Source organism: Micromonospora sp. WMMD729, from assembly GCF_049315225.1.
Lineage (GTDB): Bacteria > Actinomycetota > Actinomycetes > Mycobacteriales > Micromonosporaceae > Micromonospora.
On record NZ_CP186059.1, the window covers coordinates 1,956,798 to 1,979,298 of the forward strand.

A 22,501-nucleotide genomic window follows, 5' to 3' on the forward strand; every position below is an offset into this window, starting at 1 on the left:
CCCCATTTCCGGGGCAGCTCGACAGGACGCGGGCTGGGCGGCCGGACCGTCGGCTGTGATCGCGCACAGGGCATTGCCGGCTGCCGGGAGGGCGCACAGGGCATTGCCGGGCCGGTCGGCCGCGACTGACCGGTGGGGCGCGGGTGGTGTCGGCGGTGCCTGTCGAGCTGCCCCACATCTGGGGCGTGACGGCCTCAATGGCGGCCCGCCCCATTTCCGGGGCAGCTCGACAGGACGCGCACAAGGCACTGCCAACCGGAGGTACGCGCGGCCGCCCGGCGCTCTGTCCGCCGGCTCGCCCGGTCAGCCGGTCAGATCAGGTCCCAGCTCAGCGGGGTGCCGCGCGGGACGTCGGTGGTGAAGGTCCGGCCCCGTACCTTGTCGATCTCGACCGGGGCCAGGCCGCCGGCCGGCCGGATCGACCGGACGTTCTGCGCCGTCACCGGGTCGCCGGCCCGGACGTCCTCGACCACGAACAATGAACGGCGGAACCGCAGCCCCTCCCGCTCGGCCGGTGTCGGGCCGATCGCGGTGCCGCCCAGCGCCGCGTGGGCACGGCCCGACTCCTCGACGAGCGCCGTCAACTCCGCCGGGTTCAGCGAGAAGTCCGAGTCCACGCCGCCGTCGGCCCGGTCCAGGGTGACGTGCTTCTCGATGAAGCAGGCGCCCAGCGCCACCGAGGCGACCGCCACGCCGATACCGGGCGTGTGGTCGGAGAGCCCGACCGGCAGGTCGAACGCGCCGGACAGCACCGGCAGGCGGCGCAGGTTGCTGTCGCCGGGCGGCGCCGGGTAGGACGCGGTGCAGGCCAGCAGGACGATGCCCGCCGCGCCACCGTCGCGGGCGGTCCGCACGGCGGCGTCGATCTCGGCCACCGTCGCCATCCCGGTCGAGATCACCATCGGCTTGCCGGTGCTGGCCACCAACCGGATCAGCGGCAGGTCCACCAGCTCCGACGACGCGATCTTGTACGCCGGGACGTCCAGCGACTCCAGCAGCTCCACGGCGGTGGCGTCGAACGGTGACGAGAACACCGTCAGCCCGCGCTCGCGGGCCCGCGCGAAGATCGGGGCGTGCCACTCGTACGGCGTGTGCGCCCGCTCGTAGAGGCGGTACAGGTTCTCCCCGCCCCACAGCTCGTGCCCGCCCGAGATGCGGAAGGCCGGGGTGTCGACGTCGATCGTGATCGTGTCCGGCCGGTACGTCTGCATCTTGAGCGCGTGCGCACCGCTCTCGGCGACCGCGTCGACGATGGCCAGCGCCCGATCCAGGTCCCCGTTGTGGTTACCGGACATCTCGGCCACCACGAAGGGTCGCTCCCCGGCACCGACCGCGTGCGGTCCGATCTTGATTGTCGCCGTCATTCCGACCTCTGTTCCTACGCCCGCACCGACGTGCGGTGGTGCTGTCGTCGTCCCCCGACGGGCGGACGACCTGAAAAACCTCGGCACCCGCCGGACGGTTCACGACCGGCGGCCACCGGCCAACGCGTCCGACCGGTCCGACGTGCGCGCGGTGTGCCCGCCGTCCGGCCCGCTCGCCGACCCCACCGTTCGGGAAGGGTCGTCGGCCGTCGACGGGTCGCCGCCACCGGCCGGGACCGGGCGACGCCACCGGCCGGTGACCCGGTGCGCCTGCCGTAGCGCCGAGTACGCCAGCCAGTCACCGCGCCCCACCAGGCGGTGCTTGAGCCCGGTGACGCCCGCCGGCATCGGATAGCCCCCTGGGGGCAGGTATCGGCGGTAGTGCTCGGCGACCCGGTGGAAGAAGGCACGCCGCAGGTGCGGGTGCAGCCGGTCGTCGTTGCCGACCACCACCAGGTAGTGGCTGATCATCAACTGGAACAGCTCGGCACGCAGGCCCTCGTCCGGGTGCCGGCGGGCCACCCAGTCCATCAACCGCTCGTACTGACCGAACGCGTCGAAGTGCCGGCCGCTGCGGGTCGAGGTGATCGCGCCCTGGCGGCCCTGCCGGTACAGGTAGCAGACCCGATCCAGCACCGAGATCTTCTCCGCGCCGATCAGCAGCGGGTGGCTGAACGGGATGTCCTCGTACCAGCCGGGGAAGAAGCGCAGTTCCAACTCGTCAAGGAAGGCGCGTCGTACCACCTTGTTCCACGCCGTGTGCTGCACCCGCAGCAGTTGGGGCTGGTCGGCGAGGCGGGCCACGCCCGGCACCCCGCGCAGCAGGTGGCTGCTCGCGTCGACCTCCCGCCGGCCGTCCTCGTGCACCCGCAGGTGGTCCAGCATCAGCACGTCGGGCTGGTGTTCACGCAGCCGGTCCAGCACCGCCGCGATGGTGCCCGGCGGCAGCCAGTCGTCGCTGTCGACGAACCAGACGTACCGGCCGGTGGCCACGTCGAGGCCCGCGTTGCGGGCCAGGCCCAGACCCACGTTCTCTTCCAGGTGTACGACGCGGACGCCGTCGCGTCCGGTGGCGTAGGACCGCAGCATCGCGCCGCAGCCGTCCGGGGAGGCGTCGTTCACGGCGATCAGTTCGACCGCCTCCGACTCGCCCACCGGGATGTCCGCCCGGATCGACTCGAGGCACTGGTACAGGTAAGCCTCGACGCCGTAGACGGGCACGACGATGCTCAGCAGCGGCGCGTGCGTCGGCTCATTGACCACGTCGCCACCTTCGACGACCCGGATGGCCAGCCCCGGAACCACATGTGACCGCGGATGGTGGAAGTCCTGAACACCCGCGAAGCGGAAGGTTAACAACGGCCGCCCGGTTCACCCGGGAGTGACCCGGTAGGGTGCCTCGGTGCGGTCCTGCCGGGCCGTCGCGGGCGTCGTCGTCGCGCCGTCCGACGCCACGGGCCGAGGAGGAGGCGTACGTGCTGGTGACCCTGCGGAGCGTCGGGACCCCGGCATGACGAGCACCGCCGACGCGCCGGCCGCGCCGCCCGCCCCCGCCCGGCTGCCGTCGCTGACCGGGCTGCGGTGGATCGCCGCGCTGCTGGTCTTCGGGTTCCACGCCGGGACGATGCGGATCATCGCCGAGCCGGACTACAAGGCCGTGATCGACGCCCTGTTCACCCTCGGCCTGTCCGGCGTGCAGTTCTTCTTCATTCTCAGCGGCTTCGTGCTGGTCTGGTCGGCCCGCCCGGGCGACTCGCGGCTGACCTTCTGGCGTCGGCGGGTCGCGAAGATCTACCCGAACCATGTGGTGCTGTGGGCCGCCGCGCTGCTGGTCGCCTGGTGGTTCGCCGATCCCGTCCTGCCGGCCGTCGCTTTGGAGAACCTGCTGCTGTTGCAGGCCTGGGACCCCAGGCTGGGCTGGTTCTACAGCGTCAACACGGTGAGCTGGTCACTGTCCTGCGAGTTCTTCTTCTACCTCTGCCTCCCGCTGGCGCTGCCGTTGCTGCGCCGGGCCCGGCCCGCCGTCCTCTGGACGCTCGTCGTCGCGTTGCCGCTGCTGATCCTCGCGCTCTGGCCGGCCCAGCAACTGGTGCCGGAGGTGAGCCGCTGGTGGTTCACCCAGATCTTCCCGCCGGTGCGGTCCCTGGAGTTCTGGCTGGGGGCGGTGGCGGCCGAGCTGATGCTCCGGGGCCGTTGGCGCGGCCCGGGACTGCCCGTCGCCACCGCGATCTTCGTGGCCACCTGGGTGGCCGCCGCGCAGTGGATCCGTGCCGAGTTGTGGACCACCCTGCTCGCCGTCGCGTACCTGTTGGTGATCACCGCCGCCGCCGACGCCGACGTGCGGGACCGGCGCTCGCCGTGGCGCTCCCGTCCGCTGGTCTGGCTCGGCGAGGTCTCGTTCGCCTTCTACCTGGTACACGTCCTGGTGATGACCAGTGTGCTCCGGCTCAGCGGTGACTGGGGGACCGGGTTCCGGGGCTGGCGGGGTCCGGCGGTGGTGCTCGGATTCCTGCTCGTCAACCTGGTGCTCGCCGGGTTGCTGCACCGCTGGGTCGAGACCCCGCTGATGCGCCGGCTCGCGCCCCGCCGCCCGGCCCGGCCGCCGCTCGTCCCCCGGCAGCGCACTCCGGCGGTCGGCGATGGGGACGCCGACGTGCCGGGTGACACCGGCCGCGCGCCCGCGCAGGATCGCGCTCGATCCCGGTTGTAGTGGTGTCGTCGGCCGGTCGGGGCCACCACATCAACGATCGGGCACGATCATGACCGGGCGCGGTGGCACCCACCAGCGCTGGCTCCCGTCACCCTGTCCACCCTGGTCGGACGGGGTCGGCGCGGCGCGGGTCGACACGCCCGTCGCCGATGCGTACGGGCGGTTGCGACGGTAGCGTGAGGTGGTGCTCCCGGTCGCGCTCACCTGTCCCCTGTGGTGGGTGGCGCGCTGGGCGACCCGGGTGCTGACCAGCCTCGCCGTCCTGTCGCTCGCTCTCGGCGCGGCCCCGGCGCTGTTGCCGGCTCCGGCCGCTGCCGTGTCGCCGTCCACCGTGCAGTCGTCCGCCCGCGCGGACCGGACGACCGCCGTCAGCGCCACGGTCACCGCCGGCCGAGCCCTCGCCGACCGAGCTGCGGCGCAGCGGGCGAGCGCCGACCGGGCGGCCTCGCAGCGGGCGAGCGGCGACCGGGCGGCCTCGCAGCGGACGAGCACAGACCGGGCCGCCTTGCAGCGGGTGAGCGCAGACCGGGCCGCGTCGCAGCGGACCAGCGCCGACCAGGCCACCACGCAGCGGGCCGGCACAGAGCACGCCGCCCGGCGGGCCGCCGCAGACCCGGTCACTCGAGTGAGCGTCGCCGAGGCCGCCGCGGGCGTGCTGCCGGCGCGGCCCGTCGACCCGCAACCCGCGCTGCTCGGTGCTCCGGGTCTCCTGCCCGGCCCCCCGACCGCGGTGACCTCGGTGGGCACGGGCGCGGAACGCTTTCTGCGAGCCGCCGGCTCGGCCGGCCGGACGCCCCGAGCGCCGCCGGCCTAGCGGGTCACCCGCCGGGGTCGGCGCGCCATCCGGCGGGAGCGCCGAGTCGTACGGCAAGCGCCGAGTCCACACCGACCGCCAGGTCCACCACGGGCGGCGTCGCCAGGCCGAGCGCCCCCGTCACCGCATCTGACGACACATCGCCCGCACCTTCGCCGTGCGGCATCCCATCGCTGACGTGCTCATGCCGAGGAGCCGACCATGGAAACCGTCGTCTTCTACCAGTTCCTGACCGGGGTGCCCCGGGCCGCCGCCATCTGGTCGGCCCTGTTCCTGCTGGCGCTGACGGTCCTCGCCGTCCTGGTGGCCCGCCCGGAGCGGGACTCGCTCCCGGCCGATCCCACGCCGCCGACGCCCACCGCCCGCGAGACGGCCGCCGCGGAGATCGCCGACCTGCGCCGGTACGCCGAGGAGGTGGCCGTGGCCTCGGCCCGGGCGGCGCGGACCGCCCGGCGGCGGCGCGCTGACTGGCTGGTCGCTCAGGACGACGCTCAGCGGGCCTGGACGGCGTACGACGAGGCGGACAGCGCGGCCCGCCGGGTCGCCACCGCCGGCGCGCTGCCGACACCGCGTACCCCGCACACCCCCGCCGAGTACGCGGCCCGGGAGCGTTACCTGCACCGGGCCGCGATGGCTGCGTACTGGCGCGGGGAGTTGACCATGGCGCAGCTCGGTGACGTGTTCGGGCACCGGCGCGGCTGGGATCCGCGCCGGCACCCGGTCGAGCAGGAGGTGCTGCTCATCCGGGCGATCCGGGACGCGAGGCTGGCCGAGCACCGGACGGCCGCCGAGCGCGAGCGGACGGCCTGGCGGGACGCGGAGGTGGCCGCCTCGTCGGCACGCGCCCTCGCCCAGGAGGCGTACGCGGCGGCGGTGCGGTCACGGCCGGTCGCGGTGCCCTCGCGCCGTACGGTGACCCGGGTGTCGCCTACGGCCGTGGCTGCACGCTGGCGTCCGGTCCGCGCCGGTTGAGCCCGATCCGTTATGTGAGGCGGGTCACCGGCGGCGAAAATCGGGCGACCGGCATCATCGGCGGCCATTGTTCTCGCGATTGCGGCGGCGTTCTCGGCGCCGTGTCCGGTTGTCGCCCGCAGGTGCCGGCGGAACCGGTTGTCCCATCGAGTCACGTCAGCGGCCAAACGCGCAGAAATTGCGGTGCCAAATGATGTTTACGCAGGTGAGAGCGGCTTGGCAGAGTGCGGACCGACCAGTAGTGTCGTCCCGTCCGGTGCGGTAACCGATCGCAACAGGCGACGCCGCGCCGACCCGCTCAATCGTGAACAACGAACCGGGGACCCACAGTAAGTCCGGGGTGAATCCGCGAGCCACGGCCCGCGGTAGGGCGATCTTCCCGCCCGAATCCGTCAGCTAACCCGGTAGGCGGTGACGGAAGGAGTTCCATCCTCGTGCAGCATCCCTCGCCCCCCTCTTTGTTCCTCCGCCTCCACGGCGTAGCGGTGTCTCCGCTCACCCGCCTCGTGACGGTGAGCTGACCCCCGGTCACCGCACTTCCCGCCCGGTCACGCCGGGCGTTCCCCTGAGCGGTTCATCATCCGCGGGCCACGGCCCGTGCGCTGACGCCTGCCCGGATACCGGTCGAGCCCCGGTGTGCCGCTCTCCCTGTGAACCGTGGAGGACCTCGTGAAGCACACCCTGAAGCGCCAGCTCCGTCGCCTGGCGACCGAGCGCCCGTACCAGATCGTCGCCGCCTCCGCCGCGGCCCTGGTCATCGCCTCTACCACCGGCGCCCTGGTCGCCGGTGCCGACGACGCCCCGGCCGGCTCGCGCACCCCGACCACGGTCGCCGAGATGCGCAGCGACACCGTCGCCTCCCGTGGCGAACTCCGGTCCGCGCCCCCGTCGGCGAGCGCCGCACCGAGCACCGCCGCCCCGGCCACCAGCGCCGCGTCCCCCGTCGCGAAGGCCACGAGCAACCCGGACCTGACCCGGAAGCCGACGCCGCCCAAGCCGCCCGCGACGAAGGTCCTGGACTACGACTACGAGGCGCAGAACACCTACTACAACTGCGGCCCGGCGGCCACCCGCAACGCGCTCAGCGCCAGCGGCATCGACCGCACCCAGGAGGAACTCGGCGCGGAGCTGGGCACCACCGAGATGGGCACCAACTCGGCCGAGGACACCACCCGGGTGCTCAACGCCGAGGTGAAGGGCTCCCCGTACCGCACCCGGATGTTCGCGGGTACCCCCAGCTCGGCCCAGATCGACCGCCTGCAGGCCGACGTCGTCAAGGCCATCACCGACGGTCGCGGCGTGGTGGCCAACGTCGTCGGCGACGCCACCGACACCAACGGCGGTTGGCACTCCTACGGCGGCGGGCACTACATCGCCGTCGTCGGCTACAAGGACAACGGCCGGATCGTGCGGATCGCCGACTCGGCGAACGCCGCCGACCCGGCCTACTGGATCACCACTATCGACCTGGCGAACTGGATCGCCACCCGGGGTTACTCCGCCTGATCGAGGCGCGGACACCCACGACGCCACGGGCGCCGTCCCCACGAGGGGCGGCGCCCGTGACGTTGTGCGGACCACGCCGCTGAACGGCTCTCGTACCGGGCCGGGAACCGTGGGAGACTGCGGCCGTGGTGGATGAATCGGGTGGTCAAGCCGGCCGTGAGCCGATCCTGTTGCTGCTGCACGGCATGGGGGCGACGGGTGACGTGTGGCTGCCCTGGGCACCTCTGCTGGAGCAGCACTGGCCCGGCCGGTGGCTGGCGCCCGATCTGGCCGGTCACGGCTGGTCGGCGCCGTTGGCGTCGTACTCCTTCGAGGGTTTCGCCCAGCGGGTCGCGCAGGGCCTGACCTCCGACGACCGCCTCGTCGTGCTCGGACACTCGCTCGGTGGTGTGGTCGGCCTGGCGCTGGCGGCCCGCGCCTCCGGGCTGCCGGTGGACGCGGTGGTGGGGCTGGGCATCAAGGCCGTCTGGTCACCGGCCGAGCTGGCCCGCGCGGCGGACCTCGCCGCCCGGCCGGTGGGCTGGTTCACCAGCCGCACCGAGGCCGCCCGTCGGTACCTGCGGGTCGCCGGCCTCACCGGTCTGGTCCTCCCGGACCACCCGATGGTCGACGCCGGTCTGCGTCAGGTCGACGGCCGGTGGCGGCTCGCGATGGACACCGCCGCGTTCGCCGTGGGTGCGCCCGACCTGGCCGCGCTGCTCGCGGCGACCGACGTGCCGGTGGTGCTGGCCCGCGGGGAGCACGACCCGATGGTCACCGACGCGCAGCTCAAGGAGTACGGCGTACCGGTCGCCACGCTGCCCGGCCTCGGGCACAACGCGCACCTGGAGGACCCGGCGGCCGTGCTGGAGCTGCTGGAGCCGTACCGCTGATCGGCTAGGCGGGCGCGGGCGCGGGTACCTCCCGCGCCGACGCCAGCTCCTGGCGGGCGGCGGTGAGGAACCCCTCGGCGTACGACTCGGCGGGGAAGTCCCCCAGGTAACGACGGCGGGTGACCCAGCGGGCGTCGGCCAGCGGGTCGGTGTCCAGCAGGGCGGTGAGCACGGCGTCCACGTTGGACATGTCGCGCCGCAGCACGTAGCCCGAACCGGCCAGCGGGAAGCGTTCGGTGAACAGGTCGCCCTCGCCGCCCATGTCGGTGACGGCGTACGGCTTGCCGGAGTAGAGGTAGTCGGAGATCACCCCGGAGACGTCGGAGACCAGCGCGTCCGAGCGGTTGACGCACTCGGTCAGGCTCAGCTCACGGGCCGCCGCGCCGAACACGTGCTGCCGGCCGGTGCGGGCGCGGTCGGCGGCCAGCAGTTCGGTGAGCCGGCCCAACTGGCGCGCCGACGCGGGGTTCTGCGTCGTGTACGGGTGCGCCCGAAGGATCACCGTCGCGCCGCGCTCCAGCAGCCGCCGCAGCAACTCCTCGGCCACCGGCAGCGAGCAGTAGTCGGCGTCGGCGTGGTGCCCGGTCCAGGTCGGGGTGTAGAGCACCGTGGGGTGCGCGAGGCCCCGCGCCGGCTCCTGGCGTACCTCGATCGACTCGACCTGGGGACGGCCCACCACGACGAACTTCTCCGCCGGGATCCGTACGCCGGCGCGGGCGTACCTGTCGATCGCCGCCGGTCCGGCCACGAAGATCCGGTCGAAGATTCCCGAGACCGGGTTGGCGCTGGGTGCCTTGTCGCTGTCGCCGTGGTGCAGTTGGACGTGGGTGAGCTGGGTGAACCGGATGCAGTGGCTGTTCTTCGCCCCGTGGTTGACGTAGAAGGCCACCCGCAGGCTCGGCACCAGTGCCTCGTCCATCGCGCGCAGGGTGGGGCAGTAGACCACCGGCGCGTCGGTGGCCGCGGCGAGCGGCGCGAGGAACTCCGGCTCACGGACCAGCACCAGGAAGGGCCGGCCGATCCGTTCCAGGTACGGCAGCCACATGGTGACCTGGTACTCGGAGCCGGGCGGCGCGGAGAAGTAGAGCAGGAACTCCGGCTGGTGCCGGCGTAGCGCGCGGGCGACCTGCCCACCGCCGGCGGCCGGACGGAACCGCCGCTTGGCCAGGTCCAGTGCGACCGCCCCGGCGCCGGCGGCCAGCAGCAGGCTGGCGGCGAGCGCCACCACGGCCGGCAGGGTCAGCGCGGCGGCGACCGCGACCACGGCGAGCAGCCCGAGCAGGGCGACGCCGAGGCGGTCGGCGATCAGCGGGGTCCAGGCGCGTACCGGCAGGTTGGCCGCCCGGATCTCCAGGTTGCCCGCGGTGCGCAGCGGCCCCACCAGCAGCACCAGCCCCAGCAGGACCAGCGCCGTGGCGGCCAGCGCCGGATCGAACCCGTCGTCGAGCCGCCGTGAGTAACCGACCAGGACCGCCGCGGCGATCAGCGTGGTCTCGGCCACCAGGTCGGCGCCCGGTCGGATCCGCTGCTCGGCGGCCGCCGCCAGCAGCGCGGCGACGGCCAGCGCGAGGCCCCACCCGGTGCCGCCGGTGAGGGCCAGCACCACGAAGGCCAGTACGGCGAGCCCGGTGCTCAGGCACCGGGCGGCCAGCTTGCGAACCAGGTCACCACGCATGTCGCTCCGTTCGCCGCCCTCGGTGTCGCGGTGCCGCCGGCGTCAGTTCGCGGACGCCGCGGCCGGCGTCTCGGACCGGTCCGGACCGGCCTGGGCCGGCACGGACGGGCCGTCACCGGGCGTCCGGCGTACGTCGATGACCTGACCGGTCAGGTCGGAGATCAGCACGTCGAGCGAGGACTGGGCGACGGCCTCCGCCGCCAGCAGGGTGTTCTCCGGCTCCTCGCCGAAGGCCCGGGTACGCATGGGGGTGGCCGTCCGCTCCGGGTTGATGCAGTTGACCCGTACGCCGACGTCGGCCCACTCGTCGGCGAGCGCCTGGGTCAGGTTGACCAGGGCGGCCTTGGTGGACGAGTAGAGGGCGTAACGGGCCCGACCCCGGGTGTACGAGCTGGAGGTGTAGAGCAGGAGCTGACCCTTGGTCTGCTGCAGGTACGGAAGGGCCTGCCGGGCGATGGTCACCGGACCGACGAAGTTGACCTGCAACACCCGGTCCATCGTCTCCTCGTCCATCTCGGCGAGGGCGCCCCGCTCCAGGATCCCGGCGGTGACCACCACGTGGTCGATCCGGCCGGTGGCCTCGAAGGCGGTCGTCAGCGCGGCCTCGACGTCCTCGGCGCGCTCGACGTGGGTGCCGGTGGTCGAGCGGCTGAACGGGAAGACCTGCGCGCCGTAGCGCCGCGCCAGCTCGGTCAGCTCGTGGCCGATCCCGTAGCTGCCGCCGAACACCACGATCGTCCGGCCGGTCAGCTCCTCGGTGTAGCTGCGGTGGTCGGTCAGCCGGGGCGCCTGCGCCGCCGCGAGCTGGAAGAGCTTGTCCGCCAGGTGCACGTCGACCGGGTGGGTGACCTTGATGTTCTCGTCCGAGCCGTCGATCACCTTGATCGGGGTGCCCGGCAGGTACCGCAGCACCACGCCGCAGTCGTCGGTGGCGGCGAAGTCGGGGTCGTCCTCGGCGATCCGGTACGCCTCGCGGATGGTGGGGGAGCGGAACGCCTGCGGGGTCTGTCCCCGGCGCAGCCGGGAGCGCACCGGGATGTCGGTGATGCAGTCGTTCTCGTCCACCTGGACGATCGTGTCGGCGGAGGGGATGGCGACGTCGACGGCGGAGTAGGTCCAGAGCGCGTTCACGCACTCGCGGACGATCCGGCCGCTGAGCAGCGGGCGGACGGCGTCGTGGAAGAGGATGTTGCAGTCGGCCGGGCCGACGGCGTCGAGCGCGATCCGGGTGGTCGCGTTGCGGGTGTCGCCGCCCTCGATCACCTTGGTGACCTTGCGCAGGCCGGCCTTCTCGACGATCTGCCGGGCCTCGTCGACGTGACCGCTCGCCATCAGCACGATGATCTCGTCGATCTCCGGAGCGGCCTCGAAGACCGCGAGGGTGTGCTCGATGATCGGCTTACCGGCGATCTTGAGGAGCTGCTTGGGGATGCCGAGGCCCAGCCGGGTCCCGGTGCCGCCGGCCAGCACCACGGCCACTGTCCGCGAGGGCCGCCACGGTGCGGGGGTCTCCGTTGCGGCGTCCGGGCCAGTGGTCTGGTCCTGCGTCATTGCCGGATCCTCACTCTCAGGGTTGCGTTAACGGAAGGTTCCGCCCGAGCGGCGACGGAATGAACCTTAACGCGCGGACCGCGCCGCCCCAACGCGGGCGACGCGGTCCTGGTTGCCGTGTCGATGCCGGGGGTTGGCCGGCACTCTACTTGCTGTTCGCGTAGGCCTCGTACGCGCGGATGACCTCGTCGGTGGGGCCGTCCATCCGGATGAGGCCCGATTCCAGCCAGATCGTCCGTTCGCAGGTGTCGCGTACGGAGGAGAGCTGGTGGCTGACCAGGAACACCGTGCCGGCGCCCTCGCGCAGCTCACGGACGCGCTGCTCGCTGCGCTTGCGGAAGCCCTTGTCGCCGGTGGCGAGCGCCTCGTCGATGAGCAGCACGTCGTGCTTCTTGGCGGCGGCGATGGAGAACCGCAGCCGGGCCGCCATGCCCGACGAGTAGGTGCGCATCGGCAGGCTGGCGAAGTCACCCCGCTCGTTGATCCCGGAGAAGTCGATGATCCCCGCGGCCTGCTTGGCGACCTCGTCGGGGTGCATGCCCATGGCCAGGCAGCCCAGCACCACGTTGCGCTCACCGGAGAGGTCGTTGAGCAGCGCGGCGTTCACCCCGAGCAGCGACGGCTGCCCCTGGGTGTGGATCGCGCCCCGGTTGACCGGCAGCAGACCGGCGATGGCCCGCAGGATGGTGGACTTGCCCGAGCCGTTGCTGCCGATCAGCCCGATCGCCTCGCCCCGGTACGCGGTGAACGAGACGCCCTTGACGGCGTGCACCTCCCGGACGTTCGGCGCGTTGGTGCGCTTGACCAGCCGGCGCAGCGCCGCCACCGGCGTGGTGCCACCGGTGGCGCCCTGGTGGACCCGGTAGATGATGTGCGCGTCGTCCACCACCACGGTGGGGATCCGCTCGGGCGTCAGCACCGGCAGGGAGACGGTCGCCTCGTCGGCGGCCGGCAGGGAATCAACCACGGCCGTACTCCTGTTCGCCGCGCCAGAAGTAGATGTAGCCGCCGATGCCGGCCACCAGCGCCCAACCGGCGGCGACCAGCCAGAGCTGGGTCAGCGACTCGTTGAGCATCGGCGGCTCGTCCATCAGCGCGTAGCGCGCCAGCTCGATGTAGACCAGCAGCGGGTTGTACTGGACCAGCGTCGCCGCCCAGCCGGGCAGCCGCTCGAAGAGGCTGACGCTGTAGAGCACGCCGGAGCCGTACATCCAGGTACGCATGAGGAACGGCATGACCTGCTTGAGGTCGCTGGCCTTGGAACCCAGCCGGGCGACCGCCAGCACCACGCCGGCGTTGAAGACCGCCTGCAGCAGCAGGGCCGGCACCAGCATCAGCCACTTCCAGGTGATCGACTCGCCGGTGACCAGCACGATGCCGATCAGCACCACCATCGACGCCAGGAGCTGCTGGAACTGGGTCACCGTGGTGGACAGCGGCAGGCTGGCCCGGGGGAAGTGCAGCGCCCGGATCAGCCCCAGGTTGCTGCTGATCGACTGGGTGCCGGCCAGGACCGCGCTCTGGGTGAAGTTGAAGATGAACAACCCGGTGGTCAGGTAGCCGATGAAGTTCGGGATCCGGTCGTTCTGCCCCAGCACCACCCCGAAGATCAGGTAGTAGACCGCGGCGTTGGTCAGCGGGGTGAGCACCTGCCAGAGCTGGCCCAGCTTGGCGTTGCTGTAGGACGCGACCAGCTTGGCGTTGGCGTACGCGGCGATGAAGTGCCGGTAGGCCCAGAGTCGGCGGCTGTACTCGACGAGGGTGGGTCGCTCACCGGCGACCCGTAGCCCGTGCCGAGCGGCCAGCTGCGCCTGGGTCAGGCCCGTGTCAGGGTCGACCAGCGCGGTGGTGGCCATGGAAATGGCACTCCGATCTTTCGTGCAGACGGGTTGCTCGCGACGATGGAATCCTAGTGGGAGTCGTGCGCGGGACGCCGCCTCGTCGCTGCGTGGACAGTAGTCCGAAACACGTCGGGACGCAACCGTACCGTCGTTGCGCTACTGTAGCGGGCGTGACCTGCGAGAAGAGTCCTCGGTGACGACCGAGAAGAGACGCGCACCGGCCGGCGCGGCGGTGCTGCGCGACGAGATCACCACGGCCATCCGGCGCGCCCTCATGCAGGAGTTGGCCGCGGTCGGCTACGGCCGGCTCTCCATCGAGGCGGTGGCCCGCCGGGCCGGCGTCAGCAAGACGGCGGTCTACCGCCGGTGGAGCTCGAAGCTCGACCTGGTGGTGGAGATCGTCGCCGCCGCCGCGCACGGCAAGCTGCCGGTGCTGGACACCGGCACCCTGCGCGGCGACCTCGCGCTGCTGTTCCAGGCCGTGGCGCACGCGCTGCGCCACCCACTGGCGTCGCAGATCATCCCCGACCTGCTGGCCGAGGCGGCCCGGAACCCGGCCATCGACGAGACCCTGCGGCAGGTGCTGCGCACCCGCCAGCAGGAGATCGGCGGTCGCCTGGTCACCCGTGCCGTGCAGCGCGGCGAGCTGCCCGCCGACACCGATCCGGACGCCGCCGTCGACCTGATCGTCGGCCCGCTCTACTGGCGGCTCGCCATCGCCCGGCAGCCGCTCACCGACAGCTACCTGGACAACCTGGTCGAATCCGTGGCCGCCGGACTCGGCGCGACCGGCGTGGTGCCGCTGCCCCGGGCGACGCCGGTGTCCGGCTGACCGGGCCCGCGACACCCCCCCACGACGGGGACCTGGCGGGCCGATCGCCTCCGCTAGGCTGCCCCCTTGACACCCGGCCGTCACCGAGCCGACATCCACCTTTCGCCCCCAGATCCGCCTGACGAGAAGGACGCCCGTGGCCAACGTCGACAGCATCGCCGTCGCGCCCACTGACCCGGACCCGACGCCGCGCCCCGAGCCGGTGTCCCGGGCGAGTCAGGGCCCCGACCGTAGTCCCGCCGCCCGGGTGCGCGCGCTGGTGGCCGCCGCCCCGACGCTGATCACCGACGGCGCCGTGGTCGCGTTCGCGCTCTTCACCGTCCTCTACCACGCGGCCTTCCTGGCGGACCTGCGCCCGTCGGTGACCTTCCGGATCTGGCTGGTCGCCTGCGTGCTGCTCGCCGTGGTGGCGATCCTGCGCGGTCGCCGACGTCGGGCTGCCCTGCGGGAGGAGAGTGGGGCGGCCGAGCCGGCCGAGTCGACCGGGACGCCGCCTCCCCTGGACCGGCGGCTGCTGACCGGCGTGCTCGTCGCCGCCGTGGTGGCCGCGGTCAGCGCCGGAGTCGTCGGTACCGGTGCCGGGCTCTCCTGGTGGATCCCGGCGGTGGCGGGCCTGCTCGCGGCGGCCGGTGGGATCCTGCTGCTGCGTCGGGTCTGGCTGAACGGCCCGACGCCCACCTCGATCGCGCCACTGCCCACCGCGGGGCAGTCGGCGTACGCGCTGGTCATCTCGGTGCTGGTCGGGATCTCCTCGTTCTTCCTCGCCCGGAACACCCCGGACGACGTCTACTACGTCGGGAAGTCGGTCTGGATCGCCGAGCGGGACCTCATTCCGCTGAACGACTTCCTGTTCTCCGAGAACGTCCTGCCGGCGATGGGTTCGCAACCCCCGATCCCCTCGATCGAGGTGTTCGATGGCGCGCTCGGCAACGTGCTCGGGATCCACGGCGCCTCGGCCACCTGGTACGTGATGCTGCCGATCATGGCCGTGCTGGCGGTGCTCGCCCTCTGGCGGCTGACCCAGCGTTGGGCGCCCCGGCGGCCGGTGCTCGCCTTCTCGGTCGCCGTCGCGTACCTGTACCTGGTCGCCGGCGGGGACGCCGCGCTGGGCACGTTCCACCTGCCCCGGCTCTACGAGGGCAAGGGCATGTTCGTCTCGGCGGTCATCCCGCTGATGTGGCTCTACCTGACCGAGTGGTTCGACCGGCGTACCCGGCGGAGCCTGCTGCTCATCGTGGCGCTCTCGATCACCGCCATCGGCCTCACCACCACCGCCGCGATCATCCTGCCGATGCTGGTCGGCGCGGCCGGCTTCGCCATGCTGCTGGTCGGACGCTGGAAGCCCGCCGTGGTGGCGGCGGTGGCCGCCCTCACGTACCCGATCGGCTCCCTCGTGGTGTCCCGCCTCCTGCTCGGCGGGCTGGCCGCCGACGGCGCGGACGACGCCTTCTTCGACGCGGCGTACACCTACAAGCGGACCCTGCTGTTCGGTGTGGTCGGTGTGATCTCCGGTCTGGCGCTCTGGTGTGGCCCGCTGCTGGCCCGTCGACGTACGCCCGCGCTGCTCACCGCCGGTGCGACCCTGGCGCTGAGTGTGCTGTTCGTCCCCGGCGTGCTGGAGACGTTGAGCGCGCTCAGCGGCATCTCGGTCGTGTTGTGGCGGGTGCCGTGGCTGCTCGCCCTGCCGACCCTGATCGGTCTGCTCTGCACGGTTCGCGTGCCGGCCCCCACGCCGCTGCTGCGCCGCGCGGCGTCCGGAGGGATCGCGGTGCTGCTGGTCGCCTCGTTCGCGCTCTTCGCCACTCCGATGTGGTCCGCCAAGAGCTGGGTCGACGTGCACGAGCGGCCCACCTGGAAGCTGCCGCAGCAGCGCCAGTCGATCGCTTTCTGGATCAAGGGGTTGGATCGACCGCCGGGCCTGCTGCTGGCCCCGAAGACCATCATGCGGACCTCCCTGGTCGTCACCAGCCAGGTCCGGGTCGTCCTACCGCGTGACTTCTACCTCGTCGAGTACGACCTCAACTCCCAGTTCGCCAAGGACCGGCTGTTGCTCGCCGGCTTCGCCGACGGCGCCACCACCGCGACGCCGGCCGAGTTGGCGCCGGCGCTGGACCGGCTGGACGTGGGCACCATCTGCGTCTACAACGGGAACCAGTACGCCCGCGACCTGGCACCGCAGCTCGGCTACCAGGAGTTCGCGAAGCGCCGCAAGCCCGGAGCGATGACCTGTTTCCGGCGGCTCGGCTGAACAAGTCGTCCCAGAGATCGGTCGGTGCCGCAACGGTGCGGCGCCGACCGGTCGGCGTGGTGACCGATATGTGCGCCCGATACCCGAGCGACACCGCTGGGCGTCTTCGCGTTAAGGTCGCAGTCATCACCACCGCCCGCCGCACGGGGTCTGGATCACCGGATCCGTGGCCTGCCGCTGCGGGTGCGCGGTAGGTCATGCGCGACGGGGAGTGTCACCGACGCACCGCGGGCATGCGTCCACCACGGAAATCGTAGGGAGCGAACTCGTTGTTCGGCACGTTGACAGGACGCATCGGAGTGGCCGCCCGCAGCGCGCTGCTGGTGCTGGCCTACCTGGTCATGCTCGTCGCAGGCGTCTTCGGTTGGGTCGGCCTGTTCGCCGTCGCCGCACTGGCGGCGGTGATCGGCGAATTCGCCGTCGCCCGCTGGTCCCCGCCGTCCCAGGTGCTGCTGGAGAAGGTCGGCCTGACCTGGGCGTACCGGCAGTTGACCCGGGACCTGTCGGCGGTGCTGCTGGTCGCCGCCCAGGTCGCGCTCGACGGCGTCGAGCTGAGCCTGCTGCTGATCCTGCCGGCCGCGGTGTGGGTCGTCTCGGTCTTCGCGGGCGCGCTCTCCACCATGATCGACCGTCGTAACCCGCAGTCCGCGCTGGTGCGCAACATCGAGCTGGGCCCGCTGCGTTCGGCCCCGCGCCCGCCGGCCTGGGCGGCGGCGGTCGCGGGGGAGCGGATGCCCCTGCTCAACCTGCTGCTGATTCCGGCCGCAGTGGTCGCGGCGGTGCGGCACGAGACGACGCCGTACTTCGTCGCCGCCGCGGTCACGGTGGCGGCGACCGGGGTGGTGGGCGCGATCATCGCCCTCACCTGGCTGCGTGGTCGGGGCTCCGGCCAGGGTCCGCTGCTGCCGGCCGTGCAGCGCTGGCTCGACACGTACCAGCCCGAGGTGGCGCTCTACTTCGCCGGCCCGGCCAAGGACGTCTACCAGGCCAACATGTGGCTCGCCCCGACCGAGGCGCTGAACCAGCGCGCGGTGGTGCTGATGCGCAGCCGGGAGGCGTTCGCCGAACTGGCCGACACCCGGCTGCCGGTGCTCTGCGTACCGGCCGGGGTGGACTTCATGAACCTCGAACTCGGCAGCGTCCGCGCGGCCCTCTACGCCGCGAACGTCGGCGCGAACATCCACATGCTGCGCGAGCCCGGCATGAAGCACGTCTTCGTGGGGCACGGCGACAGCGACAAGCAGGCCAGCGTCAACCCCTACAGCAAGGTGTACGACGAGGTCTGGGTCGCGGGTCTGGCCGGTCGGGAGCGGTACGCCCGCGCCGGGGTGGGCGTGCTCGACGCGGACATCGTGGAGATCGGCCGGCCGCAGTTGGCCGGTGTGCACACCTTCGGGGCCGAGTCGGTGGACCGTCCGTTCACCGTGCTCTACGCGCCCACCTGGGAGGGCTGGCTCGACGACGACCCGTACCACACGTCGCTGGTGCTGATGGGTGAGCGGATCGTCAAGGGCCTGCTGGCGAGCAACCCCCGGGTGCGTCTGGTCTACAAGCCGCACCCGCTCACCGGGTCCCGGTCGAAGGCGGCCCGGGCCGTGCACGACCGGATCGTGGAGGCGATCCGGGCCGCCGGCGGCAACCCCAACGCGGCGTCCCTGGACGGCACCGCGCACCTGGTGGTGACCGGCCGTACGCCCGCGCTGTTCGACTGCTTCAACCAGACCGACCTGCTGATCAGCGACGTGTCCAGTGTGGTCTCGGACTTCGTGCAGAGTCAGCGCCCGTACGTGGTGGCCAACCCGGCCGGCCTGCCGGAGGACGAGTTCCGCCGGGAGTACCCGACCGCGCGGGCCGCGTACCTGCTCTCCGCCGACTGCGGTGAGCTGGAGAAGATCGTGGCGGTGACCCGGGCCGGCGACGACCCGATGACCGAGGCGCGCCGCGACCTGAAGACCTACCTGCTGGGTCCGGCGGAGGCCAACCCGATGGACCGGTTCGCCGAGGAGATCACCCGGCTCTGCCGCTGACCTTCACGCAGCACGTCCCGCGCCCGGCCCGACACCCGTCGGACCGGGCGCGGTCGTGTCAGCGGCGAGGCGGTGTGGTTCAGTCGAGCAGGGCGGCGACCGCGTCGGCGACCGGGGTGTCCGCCGGCAACGCCCGTGCCGTCACCACCGCGCTCAGCGGCAGCGGCCCGTACAGGTGGGGAAAGAGTTGCCCGCCACGCGACGGCTCCCAGCGCAGGGCGTCACCGAGGCGGTCGGCGTCCACGCCCAGCAGGGTGAGGCCGGTCGCGCCGGAGAAGTGCCGGCGGGCCGTCTCCACCACCTGGTCGGCGGCGGAAAGGTGGATGAAACCGTCCTGGCGGTCCACGGCCGAGCCGGCGACGACCCCGGCGTCCTGGGCGTCGTCCCACTCCACGGTCGGCAACAGCTTGTAGATCACCTCCGCAGACTACGTCGCCCGCGTTTCGGCCGTACCGCCGCCGACGCCGGTCGCCGCCCGGCATGCTCAGGTGGACCGGCCGGAAAGGGATGGACGATGGCGAGCTACGACGACGACTGGACCGACACCCAGCGCGGGCTGTACGACGAGTGCTACCGGGCCGGCGGCGAGTGGGCCGAGGACCCGGACACCCCGTCCGACGACGTGCAGCACGTGATCAACCTGGCCGAGGCGGACGACGACGCCTTCGACGACGCCGAGATCGACTTCCCGCCCCTGGTCGACGCCGTCACCCAGGCCAGCGGCGTCAACGTCACCAGCGTGCCCGCCCGGCACGACGATCCCGGTTTCCGGGGCTTCGCCGACGGGGTCCGGGACGCGGTCGCCGACGACGTGTTCGGGCTCTAGGAGACCAGCCCTCCCGCTCGCGGCGGGCTTCTGCCACCATTCGCAGGACGGCTGCGACGGATGGGGGCACGGTGCGGATCCTGCTGGTGGAGGACGACCGCCGGGTGGCCGCCGCGCTCTCCGCCGCACTGACCCGTCGTGGCTACCAGGTCGAGCACGCCGCCACGGTCGCCGCGGCGCTCTCCGCCGCCCCCTGCGACCTGGTGCTGCTCGATCTGACCCTGCCCGACGGCGACGGCACCGAGGTGTGCCGGGAACTGCGCCGGCGCAGCAGCCAACTCGGCATCATCGCGGTCACCGCGCGGGGTGAGGAGCGTGACCGGGTCCTCGGGCTGCGCCTGGGTGCGGACGACTACGTGGTCAAACCGTTCTCGATGGTGGAGTTGCAGGCCCGGATCGAGGCGGTGCTGCGCCGGGCCGCGAACGCCGCCCCGGAGCGGCACCTGATCGAGGCGGGGGCGGTGCGCATCGACGTGGCCGCCCGCACGGTGACGGTGGCGGGGCGCGCGGTGACGCTGACCCGCAAGGAGTTCGACGTGCTGCTGTCGCTCGCCCGCCAGCCGGGGGTGGCGGTGCCCCGCGACCGCATCCTGCTCGACGCCTGGGGTACCACCTGGGGCGATCCGCACACCGTCGAGGTGCACGTCGGCTCGTTGCGCGGCAAGCTGGGCGACGCGCGGCTGGTGGAGACCGTCCGCGGGGTCGGCTATCGGCTGCGCGATGCGTGAGGGGACGCCGTGCGCCGTCGACTGGTGATCAGTTACCTGCTGCTGATGGTGCTCGTCCTCGTCGCGCTGGAGAGCCCGCTCGCGGTCACCCTGGCCAGTCGGGAGACCGAGCGGGTACGCGCCGACCGGCTCGCCGACGCCACCCGGTTCGCCTCGCTGGCCGGTCCGGCGCTGCGCGGGGGCGAACCCGGCCCGATCGGCGCGGAGCTGCGCAGCTATGACGAGCTGTACGGGATCGGCGCGGCGGTGGTCGACCGGGACCGGGGCATCGTCGTCGACTCGGCGAGCTGGCGGTCCACCGGGACGGCCACGGTGCTGGACGTCGCGCTGGCCGGGCAACAGTCCAGCGCACCCGAGTCGGTCTGGCCCTGGTCCGCCGGCCCGGTGGTGGTGGCGGTGCCGATCAACGACGGCGGTGAGGTCCTCGGCGCGGTGGTGATCGTGACGCCGGCCGGCGAGATCCGCCGGGCCGTCACCACCTGGTGGCTGCTGCTCACCCTGGCCGGCCTGCTCGTGGTGCTGGCCTGCGTGCTCACCGCGTTCGGCCTGGCCGGCTGGGTGCTGCGCCCGGTCACCGAGCTGGACGCGGTCACCCACGAGATCGCCGAGGGCGACCGGGGCGCCCGCGTGCAGCACCGACTCGGTCCGCCGGAGCTGCGCCGCCTCGCGGCCAGCTTCAACCACATGGCCGACGTGGTCTCCGACGTGATGGACCGGCAGCGGGCGTTCGTCGCGCACGCCAGCCACCAGCTGCGTAATCCGCTCACGGCGCTGCGGTTGCGGGTGGAGGAGCTGGGTCCCAGCCTCACCGATCCGGACGGACGCGCCGAGCACCGGCTGGCGTTGGAGGAGACCGACCGGCTGGCCTTGGTGCTCGACGCGCTGCTCACCCTGGCCCGGGCCGAGCGCGAGGAGAACGAGCGGCTCACCGTGGACGCCGCCGCCGTGGCCGCCTCCCGGGTGGCCGCGTGGGCGCCGTTGGCCCGCCACCGGTCGGTCGCGCTGCGCCTGGCCACCAGCGACGCCCCGGCGTACGCGCGGACCGTGCCGACCGCCGTCGACCAAGCGCTGGACGCCCTGATCGACAACGCGGTGAAGTTCAGCGGGGCCGGCGGGGCGGTGACGGTGACGGTGGCCCACCGCGACGACGGGGTCCTGCTGGAGGTACGCGACACCGGCCCGGGAATGACCGAGAGTCAGCTCCGCCAGGCCACCGAGCGGTTCTGGCGGGCCCCCGACGCGCAGAACGTCGACGGCGCCGGGCTCGGCCTGACCATCGTCGCCGTGCTGGTGGACGCCTCCGACGGGCGGCTCACCATGCGTGCCGGCACCCCGCGCGGGCTGGTGGCCGGCCTGTGGTTTCCGGCGGCCGAGCCGGTGGCGGAGCCGGTGGACGGTGACCCGGCCGCCGACCGGTGGCCCACCCCGGCGCGCTAGAGGGCCGGCGACTCAGGGCGCAGCCGCCGCGGGCGACCCGGCAGCTCAGGCGCGGGCGACGCGGCAGCCCGGCCGCTCAGGGCTTCGCCGCCCGGTACCAGGCGGCGGCGCCCGGGTGCAGCGGCAGCGGCGCGGTGGCGATCGCCGAGCGGGGGCTCATCCGTCCCGCCGCCGGATGCGCCGCGCCCAACTCGGCTCGACGCTCCATCAGCAGTCGGGTCACGTCCCGGACCAGCGGCTCCGGCAGGTTCGCCCGCACGATGAGGTAGTTCGGGTCGGCCACCGTGGTCACCGGGTTCATCCCGTACACCGAGCGGGGGATGTCCCGGGAGACGTAGACCTGCCCGTAGCGGGCGCGCAGCGGCTCCGTCCACTCGCCCAGGTCGACGATCCGGGTGGCGCTGCGCCCGGCCAACTCCTCGATGCCCCGTACCGGCAGACCACCGGAGAAGAAGAACGCGTCGACGCGTCCGGAGCGCAGGGCGTCGACCGAGTCGTCCAGGCCGAGCCGTTCGCGGTGTACCGCGTCGCCGCCGAGCCGGGCCACCTCCAGCAGCCGGGTGGCGGTGATCTCGGTGCCGGAGCCGGCCGCGCCCACGGAGACCCGCCGGCCGCGCAGGTCGCCGACCGTACGGATCGGCCCGCCGTCGGTGGTGACCAGGTGCAGTTGGTCGTCGTACACCCGGGCCACCGCGTCCACCGACGGGTTCTCCGCGGGGTTGGTCGGCAGCACGTCGGCCTGGGTGAAACCCAGTTCGGCGGCGCCCGAGCCGACCAGGCGGACGTTCTCCGCCGAGGCCGCGGTGACCACCACGCTGGCCCGTACCCCGGGCAGTTCGCGGTTGAGGATGGTCGCGAGGGACTGCCCGAACGCGTAGTAGACGGCGGTCGGGCTGCCGGTGGCGATCCGGATCTCCACGGGCTCGCCCCTGTCGTCCCGGCAGCCGGCGACGGTCAGGGCCACGACCAGCGCCAGCGCCGCCGCCCACCCGCGGCGTCGACGGGCCCGAGGCGACGAGGTACGACTCACGCGGTGCACTGTGCGCGCTCCGGCTGGCCCGCGCAAGCCCGTACCCGTCAGTCCCGCCGGTGCGGGCT

The 22,501-nt window shown here is 72.8% G+C and carries 20 protein-coding genes and 1 riboswitch; of the genes, 11 read left to right on the forward strand and 9 right to left on the reverse strand.

The window, feature by feature from the left end:
• Positions 1–311: 311 nt before the first annotated feature.
• Positions 312–1,364: a pseudaminic acid synthase gene (gene pseI, locus ACN263_RS08985; protein WP_422739347.1), complete on the reverse strand. Its 1,053-nt coding sequence runs from the start codon at positions 1,362–1,364 to the stop codon at positions 312–314.
• A 99-nt stretch (positions 1,365–1,463) separates the two neighbouring features.
• Complete coding sequence (locus tag ACN263_RS08990; protein WP_422739348.1) at positions 1,464–2,627, reverse strand: glycosyltransferase family 2 protein; 1,164 nt, start codon at positions 2,625–2,627, stop codon at positions 1,464–1,466.
• 247 nt (positions 2,628–2,874) lie between these two features.
• Between ACN263_RS08990 and ACN263_RS08995 the strand changes: the two genes are divergently transcribed.
• Positions 2,875–4,074: an acyltransferase family protein gene (locus ACN263_RS08995; RefSeq protein WP_422739349.1), complete on the forward strand. Its 1,200-nt coding sequence runs from the start codon at positions 2,875–2,877 to the stop codon at positions 4,072–4,074.
• Between the two features lie 184 nt (positions 4,075–4,258).
• Complete coding sequence (locus ACN263_RS09000; RefSeq protein WP_422739350.1) at positions 4,259–4,888, forward strand: hypothetical protein; 630 nt, start codon at positions 4,259–4,261, stop codon at positions 4,886–4,888.
• Between the two features lie 4 nt (positions 4,889–4,892).
• Here ACN263_RS09000 and ACN263_RS09005 read toward each other — a convergent pair whose 3' ends face one another.
• Positions 4,893–5,027, reverse strand: a complete 135-nt coding sequence (locus ACN263_RS09005; RefSeq protein WP_422739351.1) for a hypothetical protein — start codon at positions 5,025–5,027, stop codon at positions 4,893–4,895.
• A 62-nt stretch (positions 5,028–5,089) separates the two neighbouring features.
• Here ACN263_RS09005 and ACN263_RS09010 point away from each other — a divergent pair, with 62 nt between their 5' ends.
• The 3 genes from ACN263_RS09010 (at position 5,090) to ACN263_RS09020 (ending at position 8,238) form a co-directional block, all read left to right on the forward strand.
• Entirely contained in the window at positions 5,090–5,860 is a 771-nt protein-coding gene (locus ACN263_RS09010) for a hypothetical protein (RefSeq protein ID WP_422739352.1), read from the forward strand.
• 285 nt (positions 5,861–6,145) lie between these two features.
• Positions 6,146–6,286: riboswitch (cyclic di-AMP (ydaO/yuaA leader) on the forward strand.
• A gap of 231 nt (positions 6,287–6,517) precedes the next feature.
• Positions 6,518–7,366 carry a C39 family peptidase gene (locus ACN263_RS09015; protein WP_422739353.1) on the forward strand — a complete coding sequence of 283 codons (849 nt, stop codon included), beginning with the start codon at positions 6,518–6,520 and terminating at the stop codon, positions 7,364–7,366.
• A gap of 125 nt (positions 7,367–7,491) precedes the next feature.
• On the forward strand, positions 7,492–8,238 hold the full coding sequence (locus tag ACN263_RS09020; RefSeq protein WP_422739354.1) for an alpha/beta fold hydrolase: 747 nt from the start codon (positions 7,492–7,494) through the stop codon (positions 8,236–8,238).
• Positions 8,239–8,242: 4 nt separating this feature from the next.
• On the opposite strand, the gene ACN263_RS09025 is transcribed toward ACN263_RS09020, so the two are convergent.
• The 4 genes from ACN263_RS09025 to ACN263_RS09040 form a co-directional block, all read right to left on the reverse strand.
• Positions 8,243–9,913: a CDP-glycerol glycerophosphotransferase family protein gene (locus tag ACN263_RS09025; protein WP_422739355.1), complete on the reverse strand. Its 1,671-nt coding sequence runs from the start codon at positions 9,911–9,913 to the stop codon at positions 8,243–8,245.
• Positions 9,914–9,955: 42 nt separating this feature from the next.
• Complete coding sequence (locus ACN263_RS09030; protein WP_422739356.1) at positions 9,956–11,464, reverse strand: D-ribitol-5-phosphate cytidylyltransferase; 1,509 nt, start codon at positions 11,462–11,464, stop codon at positions 9,956–9,958.
• Positions 11,465–11,609: 145 nt separating this feature from the next.
• A complete protein-coding gene (locus ACN263_RS09035; protein ID WP_422740642.1) occupies positions 11,610–12,419 on the reverse strand; it encodes an ABC transporter ATP-binding protein in 810 nt (269 codons plus the stop codon).
• A gap of 4 nt (positions 12,420–12,423) precedes the next feature.
• Entirely contained in the window at positions 12,424–13,320 is an 897-nt protein-coding gene (locus ACN263_RS09040; RefSeq protein ID WP_422739357.1) for an ABC transporter permease, read from the reverse strand.
• Between the two features lie 217 nt (positions 13,321–13,537).
• Here ACN263_RS09040 and ACN263_RS09045 point away from each other — a divergent pair, with 217 nt between their 5' ends.
• The 3 genes from ACN263_RS09045 (at position 13,538) to ACN263_RS09055 (ending at position 18,412) form a co-directional block, all read left to right on the forward strand.
• A complete protein-coding gene (locus ACN263_RS09045) occupies positions 13,538–14,137 on the forward strand; it encodes a TetR/AcrR family transcriptional regulator (protein ID WP_422740643.1) in 600 nt (199 codons plus the stop codon).
• A 136-nt stretch (positions 14,138–14,273) separates the two neighbouring features.
• Positions 14,274–16,385, forward strand: coding sequence for a DUF6077 domain-containing protein (locus tag ACN263_RS09050; RefSeq protein ID WP_422739358.1), 2,112 nt, complete (start codon positions 14,274–14,276; stop codon positions 16,383–16,385).
• Positions 16,386–16,654: 269 nt separating this feature from the next.
• On the forward strand, positions 16,655–18,412 hold the full coding sequence (locus ACN263_RS09055; RefSeq protein WP_422739359.1) for a CDP-glycerol glycerophosphotransferase family protein: 1,758 nt from the start codon (positions 16,655–16,657) through the stop codon (positions 18,410–18,412).
• Between the two features lie 79 nt (positions 18,413–18,491).
• Here ACN263_RS09055 and ACN263_RS09060 read toward each other — a convergent pair whose 3' ends face one another.
• Positions 18,492–18,830 carry a DUF952 domain-containing protein gene (locus ACN263_RS09060; protein WP_422739360.1) on the reverse strand — a complete coding sequence of 113 codons (339 nt, stop codon included), beginning with the start codon at positions 18,828–18,830 and terminating at the stop codon, positions 18,492–18,494.
• Positions 18,831–18,926: 96 nt separating this feature from the next.
• Between ACN263_RS09060 and ACN263_RS09065 the strand changes: the two genes are divergently transcribed.
• The 3 genes from ACN263_RS09065 to ACN263_RS09075 all read left to right on the forward strand — a co-directional run bounded on the left by ACN263_RS09065 (position 18,927) and on the right by ACN263_RS09075 (position 21,403).
• Entirely contained in the window at positions 18,927–19,238 is a 312-nt protein-coding gene (locus ACN263_RS09065) for a hypothetical protein (protein ID WP_354862099.1), read from the forward strand.
• 71 nt (positions 19,239–19,309) lie between these two features.
• Positions 19,310–19,966 carry a response regulator transcription factor gene (locus ACN263_RS09070; RefSeq protein WP_422739361.1) on the forward strand — a complete coding sequence of 219 codons (657 nt, stop codon included), beginning with the start codon at positions 19,310–19,312 and terminating at the stop codon, positions 19,964–19,966.
• A gap of 9 nt (positions 19,967–19,975) precedes the next feature.
• Positions 19,976–21,403, forward strand: coding sequence for a sensor histidine kinase (locus tag ACN263_RS09075; RefSeq protein ID WP_422739362.1), 1,428 nt, complete (start codon positions 19,976–19,978; stop codon positions 21,401–21,403).
• 76 nt (positions 21,404–21,479) lie between these two features.
• Here ACN263_RS09075 and ACN263_RS09080 read toward each other — a convergent pair whose 3' ends face one another.
• Positions 21,480–22,442, reverse strand: coding sequence for a TAXI family TRAP transporter solute-binding subunit (locus ACN263_RS09080; RefSeq protein ID WP_422739363.1), 963 nt, complete (start codon positions 22,440–22,442; stop codon positions 21,480–21,482).
• Positions 22,443–22,501 lie beyond the last annotated feature (59 nt).